1 protein-coding gene is annotated in these 25,272 nt (G+C 67.3%); it reads left to right on the top strand.

Going from position 1 to position 25,272, the window contains the following annotated elements:
* Positions 1-8 precede the first annotated feature (8 nt).
* Positions 9-25,214: a PQQ-dependent sugar dehydrogenase gene (locus tag ACQY5K_RS12610; RefSeq protein WP_428115771.1), complete on the top strand. Its 25,206-nt coding sequence runs from the start codon at positions 9-11 to the stop codon at positions 25,212-25,214.
* Positions 25,215-25,272 lie beyond the last annotated feature (58 nt).

The raw sequence follows: 25,272 nt of genomic DNA, 5'->3' as shown, positions 1-25,272 counted from the left end.
GTTCCCACATGGTCGAAGAGGCTTGCTGTCGGAAGCGAATCCTGCTTGCGGCAGCGGTATGCGCCTTGTTTTTGGCCTTCCCGGCCGGGGGCAGCGCTGCGGCGCAAGCGGCCAACAGCCAACCGGCGTTCCCGTCCAGCGAGGACGGCGCGCGATCGGTGGCCGAGAACACCGCCGCAGGCGAAAACGTCGGCGCGCCTGTCGGGGCCACCGACGCGGACGACGATGAGTTGACCTACACGCTGGGCGGCGACGATGCCGCGTCCTTCTCCATCGTGGCCTCCACCGGCCAGCTGCAGACGCTGGCCGGCCTGGATTTCGAGGGCAAGAACTCCTACAGCGTTACGGTGTCGGCCAGCGACCGGAAGGATGCCACCGGCAACGCGGACACGGCCATCGACGCCACTATTGACGTCACCATCAGCGTTACCGACGTGGACGAGCCCGGAACGGTCATCGTGTCTCCCGGGCAGCCACGGGTCGGCGAGGTGCTCCGGGCCAGGGTGAGTGATCCGGAAGGAGTTGCGGTCGGCTCAGGCATCTGGGGCTGGGAGAAGTCCAACGACGAGACAACAGGCTGGTCGAGTGTTCAAAGTGCTTCGCCTTTCCCTAGCTCCTACGAAGTTCAAGCCGCCGACCTGAATCATTACTTGCGGGCGACCGTGGGATACGTCGACGGGCTGGGATCCCCCAAGAGCGCGAATGCTGTTACCGGCCGTGTGGCTGCCAAAGCGGCGGCGCCGCAGATTCATGTGGAACAGCTCGTGTCGGGCCTGAGCATCCCGTGGGGAATCGCCTTTGCGCCCGACAAGACGATGCTGTTCACCGAACGCGCCGGCAAGCTGAGCGTCCGCCTCGCCGACCCCTTGGTCGATGGGATACCTAGCGACGGTGCCAACCATTCCGGCTGCCGGCTGCGCTTCGGGCCGGACGGCTATCTTTGGATTGCTACCGGGGATGCGGCAACCGGGTCGGCGCCCCAGAGCCTGACCAGCCTTGGCGGCAAGGTGCTGCGGGTAGTCGCATCGACTGGCGACGGGGCGCCGGGCAACCGATTCTCTGCCCCCAATTCGCCGCTGATCTACACCTACGGCCACCGCAACCCCCAGGGCCTGGCCCTGCGCCCCGGCGCCGGCGGCCAGATGTGGATGGTGGAGCACGGCCCGGCTTTTGACGACGAGATCAATCTGTTGACCGCCGGCGGCAATTACGGCTGGGACCCGGTGCCCGCGTACAACGAGTCAGCACCCATGACCGACCTGGAGAAATTCCCCAGCGCCATCGAGGCCAAGTGGGCCTCCGGGAACGCAAGCCTGGCCGCCAGCGGCGGCATCTTCCTGGAGGGCGCCTGGTGGGGCCCGTGGGATGGCCGGCTGGCGATGGCGTCCCTCAAGGACAAGTCATTGCGCGTCCTTGAGTTCAGTCCGTCCGGCGACCTGTTGAGCGAGATAAGCGTCAGCAAACTCAAGACCGCCTATGGCCGGCTCCGCACCCCGATGATGGGGCCCGATGGCGCCCTGTATGTCTCCACCTCCGAGGGAAACGGCGCGGACAAGATCCTGCGGGTCACTCCCCAGGTGGCGCCCCGGTTCCCGGCCGATACCGACACCATCCAGAATGCGCCGGAGAACGCCGATATCGCCACCATCGTCGCCACTGTTGCGGCCGAAGAGCCGAACGGCGAGGCTGTCACCTACTCCCTGGGCGGGACCGACGCGGCCTCCTTCAACATCAAAAACACTGCCGTCGGGGAATTGCGGGCCAACGCGCCGCTCGACTACGAGACCAAATCCTCGTACCAGGTCGATGTTGTCGCCACCGACCCCAACAGCTTGAGCAGCAGAGTAACCCTGACCATCACTGTTACCGACGAGGAGGAGGCGGGCGCGATGGCCCTGTCGTCGCGAGCACCCGTCGTCGGCGTAGACGTGACGGCCAGTGTCACCGACCCCGACGGGGGTGTTTCCAGCATCGTTTGGACCTGGAGCAAATCCTCGGACCAAACCACGTGGACCGCTATTGCCGGCGCAACGTCGTCCACGTACAGACCGGTTGCCGCCGACGTCGGCAGCTACCTGCGAGCCACGGCGGTTTACACCGACAGCCGAGGATCGGGCAAGAATGCGCAACAGAAAACGGACGCCCCGGTTGCGGCGCCTCCGGTCGGGGTGAGCGTGTCCGAGACCGCGCTGACGTTGGCCGAGGGCGGCCGCGCCGCCTACACCGTGGTGCTGGACGGCCAGCCCGCCTCCGACGTGGTGATCACGGTGACCGCCGGCGGCAGTTCCGACGTGACGCTGGACACCGACGCGGCGACGTCCGGCAACCAGGACAGGCTGACCTTCACCCGGTCCAACTGGAGCACGGCCCAGACGGTGACGGTGGCCGCCGCCCACGACGCCGACGCGGTGAACGACTCGGCCACCATCGCCCACGCGGTGGTGCCCGCCGAAAGCGCCGACGAGTACGACACCGCGACCATCGCCGGGGTGGCCGTGACCGTGACCGACGACGACACCGCCGGGGTGACGGTGTCCGAAACCATGCTGACGGTGGCCGAGGGCGCCAGCGCCACCTACACCGTGGTGCTCGACGCCCAGCCCACCTCCAACGTGGTGATTCGCATTGACCGCAAGAACCCGGACGTGGGGGTGGACGCCGACGCGGGCAGGGAAGGCGACCAGGCCGTCATGCTCTTCACCCCGGACAACTGGAACACGCCGCAGACGGTGAAGGTGTCCGCCGCCCACGACGCCGACGCCGCGGACGACCAAGCCCAGCTGGACCACGCGGTGAGCTATACGGCCGACAGGTCTGGCCCGTACAACAGCGTGCTCGCCTCCGGGGTGACCGTGACCGTCACCGACGACGAGACCGCCGGGGTGACGGTGTCGGAGACCGCGCTGACGTTGGCCGAGGGCGGCCGCGCCACCTACACCGTGGTGCTGAACGCCCAGCCCGTCGCCGTCGTGCTGATTCGCATTGACCGCAACAACGGGGACGTGAAGGTGGACGCCGACGCGGTTAACCAAGGCGACCAGGCCTTCATGCTCTTCACCCCGGGCAACTGGAACACGCCGCAGACGGTGAAGGTATCCGCCGCCCAAGACGCCGACGCCGCGGACGACCAAGCCCAACTGGACCACGCGGTAAGCTACAGGGACAACAGGTCCGGCCCGTACAGCAGCGTGCTCGCCGCCGGGGTGGCCGTGACCGTCACCGACGACGAGACCGCCGCGGTGACGGTGTCCAGAACCACGCTGACAGTGGCCGAGGGCGCCAGCAACACCTACACGGTGAGGCTGGACACCCCGCCCTCCTCCGACGTGGTGATCACGGTGACCAGCAACAATTCGGCCGTGACGCCGACGCCGGCGCGGCTGACCTTCACCGGGGACAACTGGAGCACGGCCCAGACCGTGACGGTGGCCGCCGCCCACGACGCCGACGCCGCCGACGACTCGGCCGCCATCGCCCACGCGGTGGTGCCCGCCGAAAGCGCCGACGAGTACGACACCGCCACCATCGCCGGGGTGGCGGTGACCGTCGCCGACGACGACGCGGGCGTGACAAACTCCGAATCCACGCTGGCGGTGGCCGAGGGCGGCAGCGCCACCTACACCGTGGTGCTGGCCACCCGGCCCTCCGCCGACGTGGCGATTATCATCGCCGACGACAACCCGGACGTGACGTCGGACACCGACGCTACGCAGTCAGGCAACCAGAACCGGCTGACCTTCACCCCGAGCAACTGGAACACACCGCAGACGGTGACGGTGGCCGCCGCCCACGACGCCGACGCGGTGAACGACGAAGCCCAGCTGCGCTACACGGTGTCGTCCGGCGACCCGTTCGGCCCGTACAGCGGCTTGGCCGCCGCCGGGGTGGCTGTGACCGTCACCGACGACGAGACCGCCGGCGTGACGGTGTCCGCAACCACGCTGACAGTGGCCGAGGGCGCCAGCGCCACCTACACCGTGGTGCTCGACGCCCAGCCCACCTCCGACGCGGTGATCACGGTGACCAGCAACAATTCGGCCGTGACGGTGGACACCGACACGGGGACGTCCGGCAACCAGAACACGCTGACCTTCACCTCGAGCAACTGGAGCACGGCCCAGACGGTGACGGTGGCCGCCGCCCACGACGCCGGCGCGGTGAACGACACGGCCGCCATCACCCACGCGGTGGTGGCCGCCCAAAGCGCCGACGAGTACGACAACGTGACCATCGCCGGCGTGACCGTGACCGTCGACGACGACGAGACCGCTGGCGTGACGGTGTCCAGGCCGAGGCTGAGGATGGCCGAGGGCGCCAGCAAAACCTACACCGTGGTGTTGGGCGCCCAGCCCGCCTCCGACGTGGTGATCGCGGTGACCAGCGACAACTCCGACGTGACGGTGGACACCGACACGGGGACGTCCGGCAGCCAGAGCACGCTGACCTTCACCCCGAGCAACTGGAACACACCGCAGACGGTGACGGTGGCCGCGGACCAGGACGCCGACGCCGCCAACGACACGGCCTCCATCACCCACGCGGTGGTGGCCGCCGAAAGCGCCGACGAGTACGACACCGTGACCATCGCCCGGGTGAGGGTGACCGTCGTCGACGACGAAACCCCCACCGCCGGGGTGACAAGCTCCGTGTCCAGGCTGACGGTGGCCGAGGGCGGCAGCGCCACCTACACCGTGGTGCTGAACACCTCACCCCCACCCGGCTTCGCCGCGACGGTCTTCATTACTTTCGTCTCCGACGGGAACGTGACGCTGTCGCCCAGGCAGCTGATCTTCGGTTCCGGAAATTGGGACACAGCGCAGACGATAACGGTGTCCGCCGAACAGGGCACCGAGGGAGGCCACAGGGTCCAACTTTCCTACGTTGTACGGTGCACCTGCAGCCAGTACAACGGCTTGAGATACGACAACGTGGTGGAGGTGATCGTCGTCGACGACGACGCCGTCGGGGTGACGGTGTCCGAAACCGCGGTGTCGGTGATCGAGGGCGGCAACCGCGCCTACACGGTGGTGCTGAGCAGCCGGCCCTCCTCTGACGTGGTGATCAGCGTCACCAAGAGCGGCAGCGCCGACGTGACGGCGACTCCGGCGAAGCTGACCTTCACCTCCAGCAACTGGAGCACGGCCCAGACGGTGACGGTGCGGGCCGCCGAGGACGCCGACGCGGTGAACGACACGGCCTCCATCGCCCACGCGGTGGTGGCCGCCGAAAGCGCCGACGCGTACGACGCAGCCGCCATCGCCGCGGTGGCGGTGTCCGTCGACGACGACGAGACCGCCGCGGTGACCGTGTCCAAGTCCACGCTGACGTTGGACGAGGGCGCCAGCGGCTCCTACACGGTGGTGCTGGACGCCCAGCCCTCCGCCGACGTGGTGATCACGGTGTCCGGCGACAACCGCGACGTGACGGTGTCGCCGGCGAAGCTGACCTTCACCACCAGCGACTGGAGCACGGCCCAGACGGTGACGGTGGCCGCCGCCCACGACGCCGACGCGGTGAACGACATGGCCTTCATCAGCCTCGCGGTGGTGGCCGCCGAAAGCGCCGACGAGTTCGACGCGGCCGCCATCGCCGGGGTGGCGGTGTCCGTCACCGACGACGACACCGCCGCGGTGACGGTGTCCGAAACCGCGCTGACGGTGGTCGAGGGCGCCAACGACAACTACACGGTGGTGCTGGACGCCCAGCCCTCCTCCGACGTGGTGATCGCGGTGTCCAGCGACAATTCCGACGTGACGGTGGACACCGACACGGGGACGTCCGGCAGCCAGAACACGCTGACCTTCACCCCGATCAACTGGCGCACGGCCCAGACGGTGACGGTGGCCGCCGCCCACGACGCCGACGCGGCGAACGACGCGGCCTCCATCACCCACGCCGTCGACACCTCCCTCAGCGCCGACGAGTACGACACCGCGACCATCGCCGCGGTGAGCGTGTCCGTCGACGACGACGACGCCGCGGTGACGGTGTCCAAGTCCGCGCTGACGGTGGCCGAGGGCGCCAACAACACCTACACGGTGGTGCTCGACGCCCAGCCCTCCTCTGGCGTGGTGATCAACGTCACCAACAGCGGCAGCGCCGACGTGACGGCGTCGCCGGCGAAGCTGACCTTCACCCCGAGCAACTGGGGCACGGCCCAGACGGTGACGGTGGCCGCCGCCCACGACGCCGACGCGGCGAACGACGCGGCCTCCATCACCCACGCCGTCGACGCCTCCCTCAGCGCCGACGAGTACGACGACGCGACCATCGCCGCGGTGAGCGTGTCCGTCGACGACGACGACGCCGCGGTGACGGTGGCCGAGTCCACGCTGACGGTGGACGAGGGCGCCAACAGCACCTACACGGTGGTGCTGGACGCCCAGCCCGCATCCAACGTGGTGATCGCGGTGTTCAGCGACAACCACGACGTGACGGCGTCGCCGGCGAAGCTGACCTTCACCACCCGCAACTGGAGCACGGCCCAGACGGTGACGGTGGCCGCCGCCCACGACGCCGACGCGGTGAACGACATGGCCTTCATCACCCACGCGGTGGTGGCCGACGAAAGCGCCGACGCGTACGACCCAGCCTCCATCACCGGGGTGGCGGTGACCGTCACCGACGACGAGACCGCCGCGGTGACCGTGTCCGAGTCCACGCTGACGGTGGCCGAGGGCGCCAACGGCTCCTACACGGTGGTGCTGGACGCCCAGCCCTCCTCTGACGTGGTGATCGCGGTGTCCAGCGACAACAGCGACGTGACCGCGACTGCGGCCACCCTGACCTTCACCCCGAGCAACTGGAGCACAGCCCAGACAGTGACCGTCGCCGCCGGCCACGACGCCGACGCGGCGAACGACACGGCCTCCATCGCCCACGCGGTGATGGCCGCCGAAAGCGCCGACGAGTACGACAACGTGACCATCGCCGAGGTGACCGTCACCGTCACCGACGACGACGCCGGGGTGACCGTGTCCAAGTCCACGCTGACGGTGGACGAGGGCGACAGCGGCAACTACACGGTGGTGCTCGACGCCCAGCCCGCATCCGACGTGGTGATCGCGGTGTCCAGCGACAACCGCGACGTGACGGCGACTCCGGCCACCCTGACCTTCACCACCAGCAGCTGGAGCACAGCCCAGACAGTGACCGTGGCCGCCGCCCACGACACCGACACGGCGAACGACGCGGCCTCCATCACCCACGCCGTCGACGCCTCCCAAAGCGCCGACGAGTACGACACCGCGACCATCGCCGCGGTGACCGTCACCGTCACCGACGACGACACCGGGGTGACCGTGTCCACGTCCGCGCTGACGGTGGCCGAGGGCGCCAACAACACCTACACGGTGGTGCTGAACGCCCAGCCCTCCTCTGACGTGGTGATCGCGGTGTCCAGCGACAACCGCGACGTAACCGCGACTCCGGCCACCCTGACCTTCACCAACAGCAACTGGAGCACAGCCCAGACAGTGACCGTGGCCGCCGGCCACGACGCCGACGCGGCGAACGACTCGGCCTCCATCGCCCACGCCGTCGACGCCTCCCTCAGCGCCGACGAGTACGACAACGCCGCCATCGCCGCGGTGACCGTCACCGTCGACGACGACGACACCGCCGCGGTGACCGTGTCCGAAACCACGCTGACAGTCGCCGAGGGCGCCAACAACACCTACACAGTGGTGCTGAACACCCAACCCGCCTCCGACGTGGTGATCGCGGTGACCAGCAACAATTCCGACGTGACGGTGGACACCGACACGGGGACGTCCGGCAGCCAAGACACCCTGACCTTCACCTCGATCAACTGGAGCACAGCCCAGACAGTGACCGTGGCCGCCGGCCACGACGCCGACGCGGCGAACGACTCGGCCTCCATCGCCCACGCCGTCGACGCCTCCCTCAGCGCCAACGAGTACGACAACGCCGCCATCGCCGCGGTGACCGTCACCGTCGACGACGACGACACCGCCGCGGTGACCGTGTCCGAAACCACGCTGACAGTCGCCGAGGGCGCCAACAGCACCTACACAGTGGTGCTGGACGTCCAGCCCTCCTCTGACGTGGTGATCGCGGTGACCAGCAGCAATTCCGGCGTGACGGTGGACACCGACACGGGGACGTCCGGCAGCCAAGACACCCTGACCTTCACCCCGATCAACTGGAGCACAGCCCAGACGGTGACGGTGGCCGCCGGCCACGACGCCGACGCGGCGAACGACTCGGCCTCCATCGCCCACGCCGTCGACGCCTCCCTCAGCGCCGACGAGTACGACAACGTCGCCATCGCCGCGGTGACCGTCACCGTCGACGACGACGACACCGCCGCGGTGACCGTGTCCGAAACCACGCTGACAGTCGCCGAGGGCGCCAACAGCACCTACACAGTGGTGCTGGACGTCCAGCCCTCCTCTGACGTGGTGATCGCGGTGACCAGCAGCAATTCCGGCGTGACGGTGGACACCGACACGGGGACGTCCGGCAGCCAAGACACCCTGACCTTCACCCCGATCAACTGGAGCACAGCCCAGACGGTGACGGTGGCCGCCGGCCACGACGCCGACGCGGCGAACGACTCGGCCTCCATCGCCCACGCCGTCGACGCCTCCCTCAGCGCCGACGAGTACGACAACGTCGCCATCGCCGCGGTGACCGTCACCGTCGACGACGACGACACCGCCGCGGTGACCGTGTCCGAAACCACGCTGACAGTCGCCGAGGGCGCCAACAGCACCTACACAGTGGTGCTGGACGTCCAGCCCTCCTCTGACGTGGTGATCGCGGTGACCAGCAGCAATTCCGGCGTGACGGTGGACACCGACACGGGGACGTCCGGCAGCCAAGACACCCTGACCTTCACCCCGATCAACTGGAGCACAGCCCAGACAGTGACCGTCGCCGCCGCCCACGACGACGACACCGCGAACGACTCGGCCTCCATCGCCCACGCCGTCGACGCCTCCCTCAGCGCCAACGAGTACGACAACGCCGCCATCGCCGCGGTGACCGTCACCGTCACCGACGACGACACCGCCGCGGTGACCGTGTCCGAAACCACGCTGACAGTCGCCGAGGGCAACCACAACACCTACACAGTGGTGCTCGACGCCCAGCCCTCCTCTGACGTGGTGATCAACGTCACCAACAGCGGCAGCAGCGACGTGACCGCATCGCCGGCCACCCTGACCTTCACCACCAGCACCTGGAGCACAGCCCAGACAGTGACCGTCGCCGCCGGCCACGACACCGACACGGCGAACGACACAGCCTCCATCACCCACGCCGTCAACGCCTCCCAAAGCGCCAACGAGTACGACAACGTGACCATCGCCGCGGTCACGGTGACCGTCACCGACGACGACACCGCCGCGGTGACCGTGTCCGAAACCACGCTGACAGTCGCCGAGGGCAACAACAGCACCTACACAGTGGTGCTCGACGCCCAGCCCGCATCCAACGTGGTGATCAACGTCACCAGGAGCGGCAGCGCCGACGTGACCGCGACTCCGGCCACCCTGACCTTCACCACCAGCAACTGGGACACAGCCCAGACGGTGACGGTGGCCGCCGGCCACGACGCCGACGCGGTGAACGACGCGGCCTCCATCGCCCACGCCGTCGACGCCTCCCGCAGCGCCGACGAGTACGACGCAGCCGCCATCGCCGCGGTGAGCGTGTCCGTCACCGACGACGACGCCGCGGTGAGCGTGTCCAAGTCCACGCTGACAGTCGCCGAGGGCAACAACAGCACCTACACAGTGGTGCTCGACGCCCAGCCCTCCTCTGACGTGGTGATCAACGTCACCAGGAGCGGCAGCAGCGACGTGACCGCGACTCCGGCCACCCTGACCTTCACCACCAGCAACTGGGACACAGCCCAGACAGTGACCGTCGCCGCCGGCCACGACACCGACGCGGTGAACGACGCGGCCTCCATCACCCACGCCGTCGCCGCCTCCCAAAGCGCCGACGAGTACGACAACGCCGCCATCGCCGCGGTGAGCGTGTCCGTCACCGACGACGACGCCGCGGTGAGCGTGTCTGAGTCCATGCTGACAGTCGCCGAGGGCGCCAACAGCACCTACACGGTGGTGCTCGACGCGCAGCCCTCCTCCGACGTGGTGATCAACGTCACCAGGAGCGGCAGCAGCGAGGTGACGGCGACGCCGGCCACCCTGACCTTCACCACCAGCAACTGGGACACAGCCCAGACGGTGACCGTGGCCGCCGCCCAGGACGCCGACGCGGTGAACGACACGGCCTCCATCACCCACGCCGTCAACGCCTCCCTCAGCGCCAACGAGTACGACAACGCCGCCATCGCCGCGGTGACCGTCACCGTCGACGACGACGACACCGCCGCGGTGACCGTGTCCGAAACCACGCTGACAGTCGCCGAGGGCGCCAACAGCACCTACACAGTGGTGCTGGACGTCCAGCCCTCCTCTGACGTGGTGATCAACGTCACCAGGAGCGGCAGCAGCGATGTGACGGCGACTCCGGCCACCCTGACCTTCACCACCAGCAACTGGGACACAGCCCAGACGGTGACCGTGGCCGCCGCCCAGGACGCCGACGCGGCGAACGACACGGCCTCCATCACCCACGCCGTCAACGCCTCCCTCAGCGCCAACGAGTACGACAACGCCACCATCGCCGCGGTGACCGTCACCGTCACCGACGACGACACCGCCGCGGTGACCGTGTCCGAAACCACGCTGACAGTGGCCGAGGGCGCCAACAGCACCTACACGGTGGTGCTCGACGCCCAGCCCTCCTCTGACGTGGTGATCAACGTCACCAAGAGCGGCAGCAGCGACGTGACCGCGACTCCGGCCACCCTGACCTTCACCACCAGCAACTGGGACACAGCCCAGACAGTGACCGTCGCCGCCGGCCACGACACCGACACCGCGAACGACACAGCCTCCATCACCCACGCGGTGGTGGACGCCGAAAGCGCCGCCGAGTACGACAACGTGACCATCGCCGCGGTGACCGTCACCGTCACCGACGACGACACCGCCGCGGTGACCGTGTCCGAAACCACGCTGACAGTGGCCGAGGGCGCCAACAACACCTACACGGTGGTGCTGAACGCCCAGCCCTCCTCCGACGTGGTGATCGCGGTGTCCAGCGACAACCGCGACGTGACCGCAACGCCGGCCACCCTGACCTTCACCCCGAGCAACTGGAGCACAGCCCAGACGGTGACCGTGGCCGCCGGCCACGACGCCGACGCGGCGAACGACGCGGCCTCCATCACCCACGCCGTCGACGCCTCCCAAAGCGCCGACGAGTACGACGCAGCCGCCATCGCCGCGGTGAGCGTGTCCGTCACCGACGACGACGCCGCGGTGAGCGTGTCTGAGTCCATGCTGACAGTCGCCGAGGGCGCCAACAGCACCTACACGGTGGTGCTCGACGCGCAGCCCTCCTCTGACGTGGTGATCAGCGTCACCAGGAGCGGCAGCAGCGAGGTGACGGCGTCGCCGGCCACCCTGACCTTCACCACCAGCAACTGGGACACAGCCCAGACGGTGACCGTGGCCGCCGGCCACGACACCGACGCGGCGAACGACGCGGCCTCCATCACCCACGCCGTCGACGCCTCCCAAAGCGCCGACGAGTACGACGCAGCCGCCATCGCCGCGGTGAGCGTGTCCGTCACCGACGACGACGCCGCGGTGAGCGTGTCTGAGTCCATGCTGACAGTCGCCGAGGGCGCCAACAGCACCTACACGGTGGTGCTCGACGCGCAGCCCTCCTCTGATGTGGTGATCAACGTCACCAGGAGCGGCAGCAGCGAGGTGACGGCGTCGCCGGCCACCCTGACCTTCACCACCAGCAACTGGGACACAGCGCAGACAGTGACCGTCGCCGCCGCCCACGACGCCGACACCGCGAACGACACAGCCTCCATCGCCCACGCCGTCGACGCCTCCCAAAGCGCCGACGAGTACGACGCCGTGACCGTCGCCGCGGTGACCGTCACCGTCACCGACGACGACGCCGCCGCGGTGACCGTGTCCAAGTCCACGCTGACAGTCGCCGAGGGTGCCAACAACACCTACACGGTGGTGCTGAACACCCAGCCCGCATCCAACGTGGTGATCAACGTCACCAAGAGCGGCAGCGCCGACGTGACCGCGACTCCGGCCACCCTGACCTTCACCAACAGCAACTGGGACACAGCCCAGACGGTGACGGTGGCCGCCGGCCACGACGCCGACGCGGCGAACGACGCGGCCTCCATCACCCACGCCGTCGACGCCTCCCAAAGCGCCGACGAGTACGACGCCGTGACCGTCGCCGCGGTGACCGTCACCGTCACCGACGACGACGCCGCCGCGGTGACCGTGTCCAAAACCACGCTGACAGTCGCCGAGGGTGCCAACAGCACCTACACGGTGGTGCTCGACGCGCAGCCCTCCTCTGACGTGGTGATCAGCGTCACCAGGAGCGGCAGCAGCGAGGTGACGGCGTCGCCGGCCACCCTGACCTTCACCACCAGCAACTGGGACACAGCCCAGACAGTGACCGTCGCCGCCGCCCACGACGCCGACGCGGCGAACGACGCGGCCTCCATCACCCACGCCGTCGACGCCTCCCAAAGCGCCGACGAGTACGACGCCGTGACCGTCGCCGCGGTGACCGTCACCGTCACCGACGACGACGCCGCCGCGGTGACCGTGTCCAAAACCACGCTGACAGTCGCCGAGGGTGCCAACAGCACCTACACGGTGGTGCTCGACGCGCAGCCCTCCTCTGACGTGGTGATCAGCGTCACCAGGAGCGGCAGCAGCGAGGTGACGGCGTCGCCGGCCACCCTGACCTTCACCACCGGCAACTGGGACACAGCCCAGACGGTGACGGTGGCTGCTGCCCAAGACAGTGACACCGCGAACGACGCGGCCTCCATCGCCCACGCCGTCAACGCCTCCCAAAGCGCCGACGAGTACGACGCCGTGACCGTCGCCGCGGTGAGCGTCACCGTCACCGACGACGACGCCGCCGCGGTGACCGTGTCCAAAACCACGCTGACAGTCGCCGAGGGTGCCAACAGCACCTACACAGTGGTGCTGAACACCCAGCCCTCCTCCGACGTGGTGATCAGCGTCACCAAGAGCGGCAGCAGCGACGTGACCGCAACGCCGGCCACCCTGACTTTCACCACGAGCAACTGGGACACAGCGCAGACGGTGACGGTGGCCGCCGCCCAGGACACCGACACGGCGAACGACGCGGCCTCCATCGCCCACGCCGTCAACGCCTCCCAAAGCGCCGACGAGTACGACGCCGTGACCGTCTCCGCGGTGAGCGTCACCGTCACCGACGACGACACCGCCGCGGTGACCGTGTCCAAAACCACGCTGACAGTCGCCGAGGGCGCCAACAACACCTACACAGTGGTGCTGAACACCCAGCCCGCCTCCGACGTGGTGATCGACGTCACCAAGAGCGGCAGCAGCGACGTGACCGCAACGCCGGCCACCCTGACCTTCACCACGATCAACTGGGACACAGCGCAGACGGTGACGGTGGCCGCCGCCCAAGACAGTGACGCAGCGAACGACACAGCCTCCATCGCCCACACGGTTGTGGACGCCAGCAGCGCCGACGAGTTCGACCTAGTCACCGTGGCCGCGGTGACCGTGACCGTGGCCGACGACGACGCCAGGCTGGTCTTGGATGTCAGGGATTTGAGTATGAACGAGGGCCGCAGTAACACTGCCTACGATGTGAAGCTGGGTGGCCAGCCCACGGGTAACGTGGTGGTGCGCGTAACCGTGAGCGGCAGCAGCGACGTGGCAGTGGACACCGACGGCCGCACAGCCGGCGACCAGAATACGCTGACCTTCACGAATGGCAACTGGGACACAGGGCAGCTCGTGAGGGTCCGGGTCGCCGAGGATGCCGACGCGGTCGACGACGAGGCCACCATCACCCACGCGGTCGTGGACGCCAGCAGCGCCGACGAGTTCGACGCCGCGCCCGACGCCGTGCGGCTCGTGACCGTCGACGACGACGACGCCGCGGTGACGGTGTCCGAAGCCACGCTGACGGTGGACGAGGGCGGCAGCGGCGCCTACACGGTGGTGCTGGACGCCCTGCCCTCCTCCGACGTGGTGATCACGGTGAGTAGCGACAACACCGATGTTGCCGTGTCTCCGGCGAAGCTGACCTTCACGACGGCCGACTGGAGCACCGCGAAGACGGTGACGGTGCGGGCCGCCCAGGACGCCGACGCCGCGAACGACGCGGCGTCCATCACCCACATGGTGGTGGACGCCGAAAGCGCCGACGAGTTCGACTCGGTCATCGTCGCGAGCGTGAGCTTGACCGTGGCCGACGATGACGCCGCGGTGACGGTGTCCGAATCGACGCTGGCGGTGGACGAGGGCGGCAGCGGCGCCTACACGGTGGTGCTGGACGCCCAGCCCTCCTCCGACGTGGTGATCACGGTGAGTAGCGACAACACCGATGTTGCCGTGTCTCCGGCGAAGCTGACCTTCACGACGGCCGACTGGAGCACCGCGAAGACGGTGACGGTGCGGGCCGCCCAGGACGCCGACGCGGTGGAAGACGCGGCCTCCATCACCCACATGGTGGTGGACGCCGACAGCGCCGACGAGTTCGACACCGAGACCATCGCCGGGTTGAGTGTCACCGTCACCGACGATGATCTCTCCACGCTGGTCGTGGATGCCACCCTATTTGAGATCAAGGAGGGCGGCCGTAACGCTGGCTACTTCGTGAAGCTGAGCGCGCAGCCCACGGGTAACGTGGTGGTGCGCGTAACCGTGAGCGGCAGCAGCGACGTGGCGGTGGACACCGACGGCATAACGGCCGGCGACCAGGATACGCTGACCATTTCGAGGGGCAACTGGGATACAGGGCAGCTCGTGAGGGTCCGGGCCGCCCACGACGACGACGCCGTGAACGACACAGCGTCCATCACCCATGCGGTCGTGGTCGCCAGCAGCGCCGACGAGTTCGACGCCGCGCCCAACGTTGATCTGCCCGTTGCCGTGGCCGACGATGACACCGCCGCGGTGACCGTGTCCGCGTCCACGCTGTCGGTGGCCGAGGGCGCCAGCGGCTCCTACACGGTGGTCCTGGACGCCCTGCCCTCCTCTGACGTGGTGATCAGCGTGGCTAGGAGCGGCAGTCCCGACGTGTCGGTGTCTCCGGCTACTTTGACTTTCACTTCGAGCAACTGGGACACGGCTCAAACGGTGACGGTGGCTGCTGCCCACGACGTTGACGCGGCGAACGACACAGCCTCCATCGCCCACGCGGTGGTGGCTGCCAGCAGCGCCGACGAGTTCGACGGCGTGGCTATCGCCTCGGTGACGGTGTCTGTGACCGACGACGATGACAGCGCCGCGGTGACCGTGTCTGAGTCTGCGGTGACGGTGGCTGAGGGCGCCAACAACACTTACACGGTGGTCCTGAACGCGCAGCCATCAGGCAATGTGGTGATCAACGTCACCAAAAGCGGCAGTCCCGACGTGTCGGTGTCGCCGGCTACTTTGACTTTCAATTCCAGCAACTGGGGTACAGCGCAGACAGTGACCGTCGCTGCTGCCCACGACAGTGACACGGCGAACGACGCGGCGTCTATCGCCCACGCGGTGGTGGCTGCCCGCAGCGCCGACGAGTACGACGGCGTGACTATCGCTTCGGTGACGGTGTCTGTGACCGACGATGACATCGCCTCGGTGACGCTGTCCGCGTCCACGCTGTCGGTGGCTGAGGGCGCCAACAACACTTACACCGTGGTCCTGAACGCGCAGCCATCAGGCAGCGTGGTGATCAACGTGGCCAAAACCGGCAGTCCCGACGTGACCGCGACTCCGGCGACCCTGACCTTCACCCCGAGCAACTGGGGCACGGCCCAGACAGTGACGGTGGCCGCCGCCCAAGACGCCGACACGGCGAACGACGCGGCGTCCATCGCCCACGCGGTGGTGGCTGCCCGCAGCGCCGACGAGTACGACAACGTGACTATCGCTTCGGTGACGGTGTCTGTGACCGACGATGACACCGCCGCGGTGACCGTGTCCAAAACCTCGGTGACGGTGGCTGAGGGCGCCAACAACACTTACACGGTGGTGCTGAACACCCAGCCATCCGCCAATGTGGTGATCAACGTGGCTAGGAGCGGCAGCAGCGACGTGACCGCGTCGCCGGCTTCTTTGACTTTCACCACCAGCAACTGGAGCACCGCGCAGACAGTGACGGTGGCTGCTGCCCAGGACGCCGACACGGCGAACGAATCGGCATCCATCACCCACGCCGTCAACGCCTCGCGAAGCGCCAACGAGTACGACAACGTGACTATCGCCTCGGTGACGGTGTCTGTGACCGACGATGACACCGCCGCGGTGACCGTGTCCAAAACCTCGGTGACGGTGGCTGAGGGCGCCAACAAGACTTACACGGTGGTGCTCGATACCCAGCCCGCCTCCGACGTGGTGATCAGCGTGACCAGGAGCGGCAGCAGCGACGTGACCGCGTCGCCGGCCACTTTGACTTTCACCAACAGCAACTGGAGCACCGCGCAAACAGTGACCGTGGCTGCTGCCCAGGACGCCGACACGGCGAACGACGCGGCGTCCATCGCCCACGCCGTCAACGCCTCGCGAAGCGCCGACGAGTACGACAACGTGACTATCGCTTCGGTGACGGTGTCTGTGACCGACGATGACACCGCCGCGGTGACGCTGTCCGCGTCCACGCTGTCGGTGGCTGAGGGCGCCAACAAGACTTACACGGTGGTGCTGAACACCCAGCCATCCGCCAATGTGGTGATCAATGTGACCAAAAGCGGCAGTCCCGATGTGACGGTGTCGCCGGCCTCTTTGACTTTCACCACCAGCAACTGGGGCACCGCGCAGACAGTGACGGTGACCGCTGCCCAAGACGCCGACGCCGTGAACGACACAGCCTCCATCGCCCACGCGGTGGTGGCTGCCCGCAGCGCTAACGAGTACGACAACGCGACCATCGCCTCGGTGACCGTGTCTGTCGACGACGACGACACCGCCGCGGTGACCGTGTCTGAGTCGACGGTGTCGGTGGCTGAGGGCGCCAACAAGACTTACACGGTGGTGCTCGATACCCAGCCCGCCTCCGACGTGGTGATCAACGTGGCTAGGAGCGGCAGCAGCGACGTGACCGCGTCGCCGGCCTCTTTGACTTTCACCACCAGCAACTGGAGCACCGCGCAGACAGTGACCGTGGCTGCTGCCCAAGACGCCGACACGGCGAACGACACAGCCTCCATCGCCCACACCGTCAACGCCTCGCGAAGCGCCGACGAGTACGACAACGTGACTATCGCTTCGGTGACGGTGTCTGTGACCGACGACGACACCGCCGCGGTGACCGTGTCCGAAACCGCGGTGACAGTCGCCGAGGGCGCCAACAAGACTTACACGGTGGTGCTGAACACCCAGCCATCCGCCAATGTGGTGATCAGCGTGGCTAGGAGCGGCAGCAGCGACGTGACCGCGTCGCCGGCCTCTTTGACTTTCACCAACAGCAACTGGAGCACCGCGCAGACAGTGACCGTGGCTGCTGCCCAGGACGCCGACACGGCGAACGACGCGGCGTCCATCGCCCACGCGGTCAACGCCTCGCGAAGCGCCGACGAGTACGACAACGTGACTATCGCTTCGGTGACGGTGTCTGTGACCGACGATGACATCGCCTCGGTGACCGTGTCCAAAACCTCGGTGACGGTGGCTGAGGGCGCCAACAAGACTTACACGGTGGTGCTCGATACCCAGCCCGCCTCCGACGTGGTGATCAGCGTGACCAGGAGCGGCAGCAGCGACGTGACCGCGTCGCCGGCCACTTTGACTTTCACCAACAGCAACTGGAGCACCGCGCAGACAGTGACCGTGGCTGCTGCCCAAGACGCCGACACGGCGAACGACACAGCCTCCATCGCCCACGCCGTCAACGCCTCGCGAAGCGCCAACGAGTACGACACCGTGACTATCGCTTCGGTGACGGTGTCTGTGACCGACGATGACATCGCCTCGGTGACCGTGTCCAAAACCTCGGTGACGGTGGCTGAGGGCGCCAACAAGACTTACACGGTGGTGCTCGATACCCAGCCCGCCTCCGACGTGGTGATCAGCGTGACCAGGAGCGGCAGCAGCGACGTGACCGCGTCGCCGGCCTCTTTGACTTTCACCAACAGCAACTGGAGCACCGCGCAGACAGTGACCGTGGCTGCTGCCCAAGACGCCGACACGGCGAACGACACAGCCTCCATCGCCCACGCCGTCAACGCCTCGCGAAGCGCCAACGAGTACGACACCGCGACCATTGCCTCGGTGACCGTCACCGTCACCGACGACGACACCGCCGCGGTGACCGTGTCCGAAACCGCGGTGACAGTCGCCGAGGGCGCCAACAACACTTACACGGTGGTCCTGAACACCCAGCCATCAGGCAACGTGGTGATCAGCGTGGCTAGGAGCGGCAGCAGCGACGTGACCGCGACTCCGGCGACCCTGACCTTCACCCCGAGCAACTGGGGCACGGCCCAGACAGTGACGGTGGCTGCTGCCCAGGACGCCGACACGGCGAACGACGCGGCGTCCATCGCCCACGCGGTCAACGCCTCGCGAAGCGCCGACGAGTACGACAACGTGACTATCGCTTCGGTGACGGTGTCTGTGACCGACGACGACACCGCCGCGGTGACCGTGTCCGAAACCGCGGTGACAGTCGCCGAGGGCGCCAACAAGACTTACACGGTGGTGCTGAACACCCAGCCATCCGCCAATGTGGTGATCAGCGTCACCAGGAGCGGCAGCAGCGACGTGACCGCGTCGCCGGCCTCTTTGACTTTCACCAACAGCAACTGGAGCACGGCCCAGACAGTGACGGTGGCTGCTGCCCAGGACGCCGACACGGCGAACGACGCGGCGTCCATCGCCCACGCGGTCAACGCCTCGCGAAGCGCCGACGAGTACGACAACGTGACTATCGCTTCGGTGACGGTGTCTGTGACCGACGATGACATCGCCTCGGTGACGCTGTCCGCGTCCACGCTGTCGGTGGCTGAGGGCGCCAACAAGACTTACACGGTGGTGCTGAACACCCAGCCATCCGCCAATGTGGTGATCAATGTGACCAAAAGCGGCAGTCCCGATGTGACGGTGTCGCCGGCCTCTTTGACTTTCACCACCAGCAACTGGGGCACCGCGCAGACAGTGACGGTGACCGCTGCCCAAGACGCCGACGCCGTGAACGACACAGCCTCCATCGCCCACGCGGTGGTGGCTGCCCGCAGCGCTAACGAGTACGACAACGCGACCATCGCCTCGGTGACCGTGTCTGTCGACGACGATGACACCGCCGCGGTGACCGTGTCTGAGTCGACGGTGTCGGTGGCTGAGGGCGCCAACAAGACTTACACGGTGGTGCTCGATACCCAGCCCGCCTCCGACGTGGTGATCAACGTGGCTAGGAGCGGCAGCAGCGACGTGACCGCGTCGCCGGCCTCTTTGACTTTCACCAACAGCAACTGGAGCACCGCGCAGACAGTGACGGTGGCTGCTGCCCAGGACGCCGACACGGCGAACGACACAGCCTCCATCGCCCACGCCGTCAACGCCTCGCGAAGCGCCAACGAGTACGACAACGTGACTATCGCTTCGGTGACGGTGTCTGTGACCGACGACGACACCGCCGCGGTGACCGTGTCCGAAACCGCGGTGACAGTCGCCGAGGGCGCCAACAAGACTTACACGGTGGTGCTGAACACCCAGCCATCCGCCAATGTGGTGATCAGCGTGGCCAGGAGCGGCAGCAGCGACGTGACCGCGTCGCCGGCCTCTTTGACTTTCACCACCAGCAACTGGAGCACCGCGCAGACAGTGACGGTGGCTGCTGCCCAGGACGCCGACACGGCGAACGACGCGGCGTCCATCGCCCACGCGGTCAACGCCTCGCGAAGCGCCGACGAGTACGACAACGTGACTATCGCTTCGGTGACGGTGTCTGTGACCGACGATGACATCGCCTCGGTGACGCTGTCCGCGTCCACGCTGTCGGTGGCTGAGGGCGCCAACAAGACTTACACGGTGGTGCTGAACACCCAGCCATCCGCCAATGTGGTGATCAGCGTGGCTAGGAGCGGCAGCAGCGACGTGACCGCGTCGCCGGCCTCTTTGACTTTCACCAACAGCAACTGGAGCACCGCGCAGACAGTGACCGTGGCTGCTGCCCAGGACGCCGACACGGCGAACGACGCGGCGTCCATCGCCCACGCGGTCAACGCCTCGCGAAGCGCCGACGAGTACGACAACGTGACTATCGCTTCGGTGACGGTGTCTGTGACCGACGATGACATCGCCTCGGTGACGCTGTCCGCGTCCACGCTGTCGGTGGCTGAGGGCGCCAACAAGACTTACACGGTGGTGCTGAACACCCAGCCATCCGCCAATGTGGTGATCAATGTGACCAAAAGCGGCAGTCCCGATGTGACGGTGTCGCCGGCCTCTTTGACTTTCACCACCAGCAACTGGGGCACCGCTCAGACAGTGACGGTGACCGCTGCCCAAGACGCCGACGCCGTGAACGACGCGGCGTCTATCGCCCACGCGGTGGTGGCTGCCCGCAGCGCCGACGAGTACGACGGCGTGGCGATCGCCGCCGCGGTGACGGTGTCTGTGACCGACGATGACACCGCCGCGGTGACGGTGTCCGAGTCCACGCTGTCGGTGGCTGAGGGCGCCAACAACACTTACACGGTGGTGCTCGACGTCCAGCCCTCCGCCGATGTGGTGATCAACGTCGCCAGGAGCGGCAGCAGCGACGTGACCGCGACTCCGGCGACCCTGACCTTCACCCCGAGCAACTGGAGCACCGCGCAGACAGTGACCGTGGCTGCTGCCCAAGACGCCGACACGGCGAACGACACAGCCTCCATCACCCACGCCGTCAACGCCTCGCGAAGCGCCAACGAGTACGACACCGCGACCATTGCCTCGGTGACCGTCACCGTCACCGACGACGACACCGCCGCGGTGACCGTGTCCGAAACCGCGGTGACAGTCGCCGAGGGCGCCAACAACACTTACACGGTGGTCCTGAACACCCAGCCATCAGGCAACGTGGTGATCAGCGTGGCTAGGAGCGGCAGCAGCGACGTGACCGCGACTCCGGCGACCCTGACCTTCACCCCGAGCAACTGGGGCACGGCCCAGACAGTGACGGTGGCTGCTGCCCAGGACGCCGACACGGCGAACGACGCGGCGTCCATCACCCACGCCGTCAACGCCTCGCGAAGCGCCAACGAGTACGACAACGTGACTATCGCTTCGGTGACGGTGTCTGTGACCGACGATGACATCGCCTCGGTGACCGTGTCTGAGTCGACGGTGTCGGTGGCTGAGGGCGCCAACAAGACTTACACGGTGGTGCTGAACACCCAGCCATCCGCCAATGTGGTGATCAGCGTGGCCAGGAGCGGCAGCAGCGACGTGACCGCGTCGCCGGCCTCTTTGACTTTCACCAACAGCAACTGGAGCACCGCGCAAACAGTGACCGTGGCTGCTGCCCAGGACGCCGACACGGCGAACGACACAGCCTCCATCGCCCACGCGGTCAACGCCTCGCGAAGCGCTAACGAGTACGACACCGCGACCATTGCCTCGGTGACCGTCACCGTCACCGACGACGACACCGCCGCGGTGACCGTGTCCGAAACCGCGGTGACAGTCGCCGAGGGCGCCAACAACACTTACACGGTGGTCCTGAACACCCAGCCATCAGGCAACGTGGTGATCAGCGTGGCCAGGAGCGGCAGCAGCGACGTGACCGCGACTCCGGCGACCCTGACCTTCACCCCGAGCAACTGGGGCACGGCCCAGACAGTGACCGTGGCTGCTGCCCAAGACGCCGACACGGCGAACGACACAGCCTCCATCGCCCACGCCGTCAACGCCTCGCGAAGCGCCAACGAGTACGACAACGTGACTATCGCTTCGGTGACGGTGTCTGTGACCGACGATGACACCGCCGCGGTGACCGTGTCCAAAACCTCGGTGACGGTGGCTGAGGGCGCCAACAAGACTTACACGGTGGTGCTCGATACCCAGCCCGCCTCCGACGTGGTGATCAACGTGGCTAGGAGCGGCAGCAGCGACGTGACCGCGTCGCCGGCCTCTTTGACTTTCACCAACAGCAACTGGAGCACCGCGCAAACAGTGACCGTGGCTGCTGCCCAGGACGCCGACACGGCGAACGACACAGCCTCCATCACCCACGCCGTCAACGCCTCGCGAAGCGCCAACGAGTACGACACCGCGACCATTGCCTCGGTGACCGTCACCGTCACCGACGACGACACCGCCGCGGTGACCGTGTCCGAAACCGCGGTGACAGTCGCCGAGGGCGCCAACAACACTTACACGGTGGTCCTGAACACCCAGCCATCAGGCAACGTGGTGATCAGCGTGGCTAGGAGCGGCAGCAGCGACGTGACCGCGACTCCGGCGACCCTGACCTTCACCCCGAGCAACTGGGGCACGGCCCAGACAGTGACGGTGGCTGCTGCCCAGGACGCCGACACGGCGAACGACGCGGCGTCCATCACCCACGCCGTCAACGCCTCGCGAAGCGCCAACGAGTACGACAACGTGACTATCGCTTCGGTGACGGTGTCTGTGACCGACGATGACATCGCCTCGGTGACCGTGTCTGAGTCGACGGTGTCGGTGGCTGAGGGCGCCAACAAGACTTACACGGTGGTGCTGAACACCCAGCCATCCGCCAATGTGGTGATCAGCGTGGCCAGGAGCGGCAGCAGCGACGTGACCGCGTCGCCGGCCTCTTTGACTTTCACCAACAGCAACTGGAGCACCGCGCAAACAGTGACCGTGGCTGCTGCCCAGGACGCCGACACGGCGAACGACACAGCCTCCATCGCCCACGCGGTCAACGCCTCGCGAAGCGCCGACGAGTACGACAACGTGACTATCGCTTCGGTGACGGTGTCTGTGACCGACGATGACATCGCCTCGGTGACGCTGTCCGCGTCCACGCTGTCGGTGGCTGAGGGCGCCAACAAGACTTACACGGTGGTGCTGAACACCCAGCCATCCGCCAATGTGGTGATCAATGTGACCAAAAGCGGCAGTCCCGATGTGACGGTGTCGCCGGCCTCTTTGACTTTCACCACCAGCAACTGGGGCACCGCTCAGACAGTGACGGTGACCGCTGCCCAAGACGCCGACGCCGTGAACGACGCGGCGTCTATCGCCCACGCGGTGGTGGCTGCCCGCAGCGCCGACGAGTACGACGGCGTGGCGATCGCCGCCGCGGTGACGGTGTCTGTGACCGACGATGACACCGCCGCGGTGACGGTGTCCGAGTCCACGCTGTCGGTGGCTGAGGGCGCCAACAACACCTACACGGTGGTGCTCGACGTCCAGCCCTCCGCCGATGTGGTGATCAACGTCGCCAGGAGCGGCAGCAGCGACGTGACCGCGACTCCGGCGACCCTGACCTTCACCCCGAGCAACTGGAGCACCGCGCAGACAGTGACCGTCGCTGCTGCCCAAGACGCCGACACTGTGAACGAATCGGCATCCATCGCCCACGCCGTCAACGCCTCGCGAAGCGCCAACGAGTACGACAACGCGACCATCGCTTCGGTGACGGTGTCTGTGACCGACGATGACACCGCCGCGGTGACCGTGTCCGTGTCCGCGGTGTCGGTGGCTGAGGGCGCCAACAACACTTACACGGTGGTCCTGAACACCCAGCCATCCGCCAATGTGGTGATCAACGTCACCAAAAGCGGCAGCAGCGACGTGACCGCGTCGCCGGCCACTTTGACTTTCACCACCAGCAACTGGAGCACCGCGCAGACAGTGACCGTCGCTGCTGCCCAAGACGCCGACACGGCGAACGAATCGGCATCCATCGCCCACGCCGTCAACGCCTCGCGAAGCGCCAACGAGTACGACACCGCGACCATCGCCTCGGTGACCGTGACCGTCACCGACGACGACACCGTAACCCCGCCGTCCGGTGGTGGTGGTTCGCCCGGTGGTGGTGGTTCGCCCGGTGGTGGTGGTTCGCCCGGTGGTGGTGGTTCGCCCGGTGGTGGTGGTTCGCCCGGTGGTGGTGGTTCGCCCGACCAGACTCCGACGTTCGCCTCGCGAACGGTGGGCGACCGGATCTATACGGTAGGCGAAGATGTGGGGACGGTGAGCCTGCCCTCCGCTCTTCGGGGTGACGGCGGCCTGCGGTACAGCCTGTCGCCGGGGCTGCCGCCGGGGCTGCGCTTCAACTCCAACCGCACTATCACCGGCACGCCCAGCGCGGCGTTCCCGCGGACCCGGTTCACCTATACCGCGACCGATTCCGGCGGCGACAGTGTTGGCCTGCGCTTCTTTATAACCGTGAACGAGAGGCCGGGGGTGACGGTGTCGGCCACGGAAGTGATGGTGGCCGAGGGCGGCGCCAACGCCTACACGGTGGTCCTGGACGCCGAGCCCGCCTCTGACGTGGTAATCAGCGTGACCAGCGACAACGCCGACGTGACGGTGGACACCGACGCCGCGACGTCCGGCGACCAGACCACCCTGACCTTCACCACGGCCACGTGGGGCACGGCCCACACGGTGACGGTGCGGGTGGCCCAGGACACCGACGCTGTTGGCAAAATGGCCTCCATCACCCACATGGTGGTGGCCGCCGACAACGCCGCCGAGTACGCCGGGGTGACCGTCGCCGGGGTGGCGGTGACCGTCGTCGACGACGTGACAGAGAGGAGCGTGGCGGAGAACACCGGCGAGGTCGTGGGCGATCCGGTCGCAGTCATGAGTCAGGACGGCGGCGCGCTGACCTACACGCTCGGCGGTGCCGACGCGGCCTTGTTCACCATCAACGCCGACACGGGGCAGATCAGGCTCCGGGCCGGGACGGCGCTGGACTACGAGGCCGAGAAGAACGTCTACGAGGTGATCGTCACTGCCACGGACTCATCGGGCGCGACTGTGACCGTCGCTGTGACCATCACAGTGACCGACGTGGACTTAGGTTCCTACGATGTGGACAACAACGAAGTGGTCGACCGTGACGAGACCATTGCGGCGGTGGCCGACTACTTCGCCGGCCGAATCACCAAGGATGCGGTGCTAGCGGTCATCCAGCTGTTCTTCTCCGGCTGATTCGATGCGCTGGGGAGTGAAGATCGGTAGCCGGCATGGGCAGGGAGCTTTGACCAGG

This window comes from Candidatus Poriferisodalis sp., from assembly GCF_965262965.1.
In the GTDB taxonomy this organism is placed as follows: Bacteria; Actinomycetota; Acidimicrobiia; order Acidimicrobiales; family Poriferisodalaceae; genus Poriferisodalis.
This window is presented reverse-complemented; position numbering and strand designations above follow the sequence as displayed.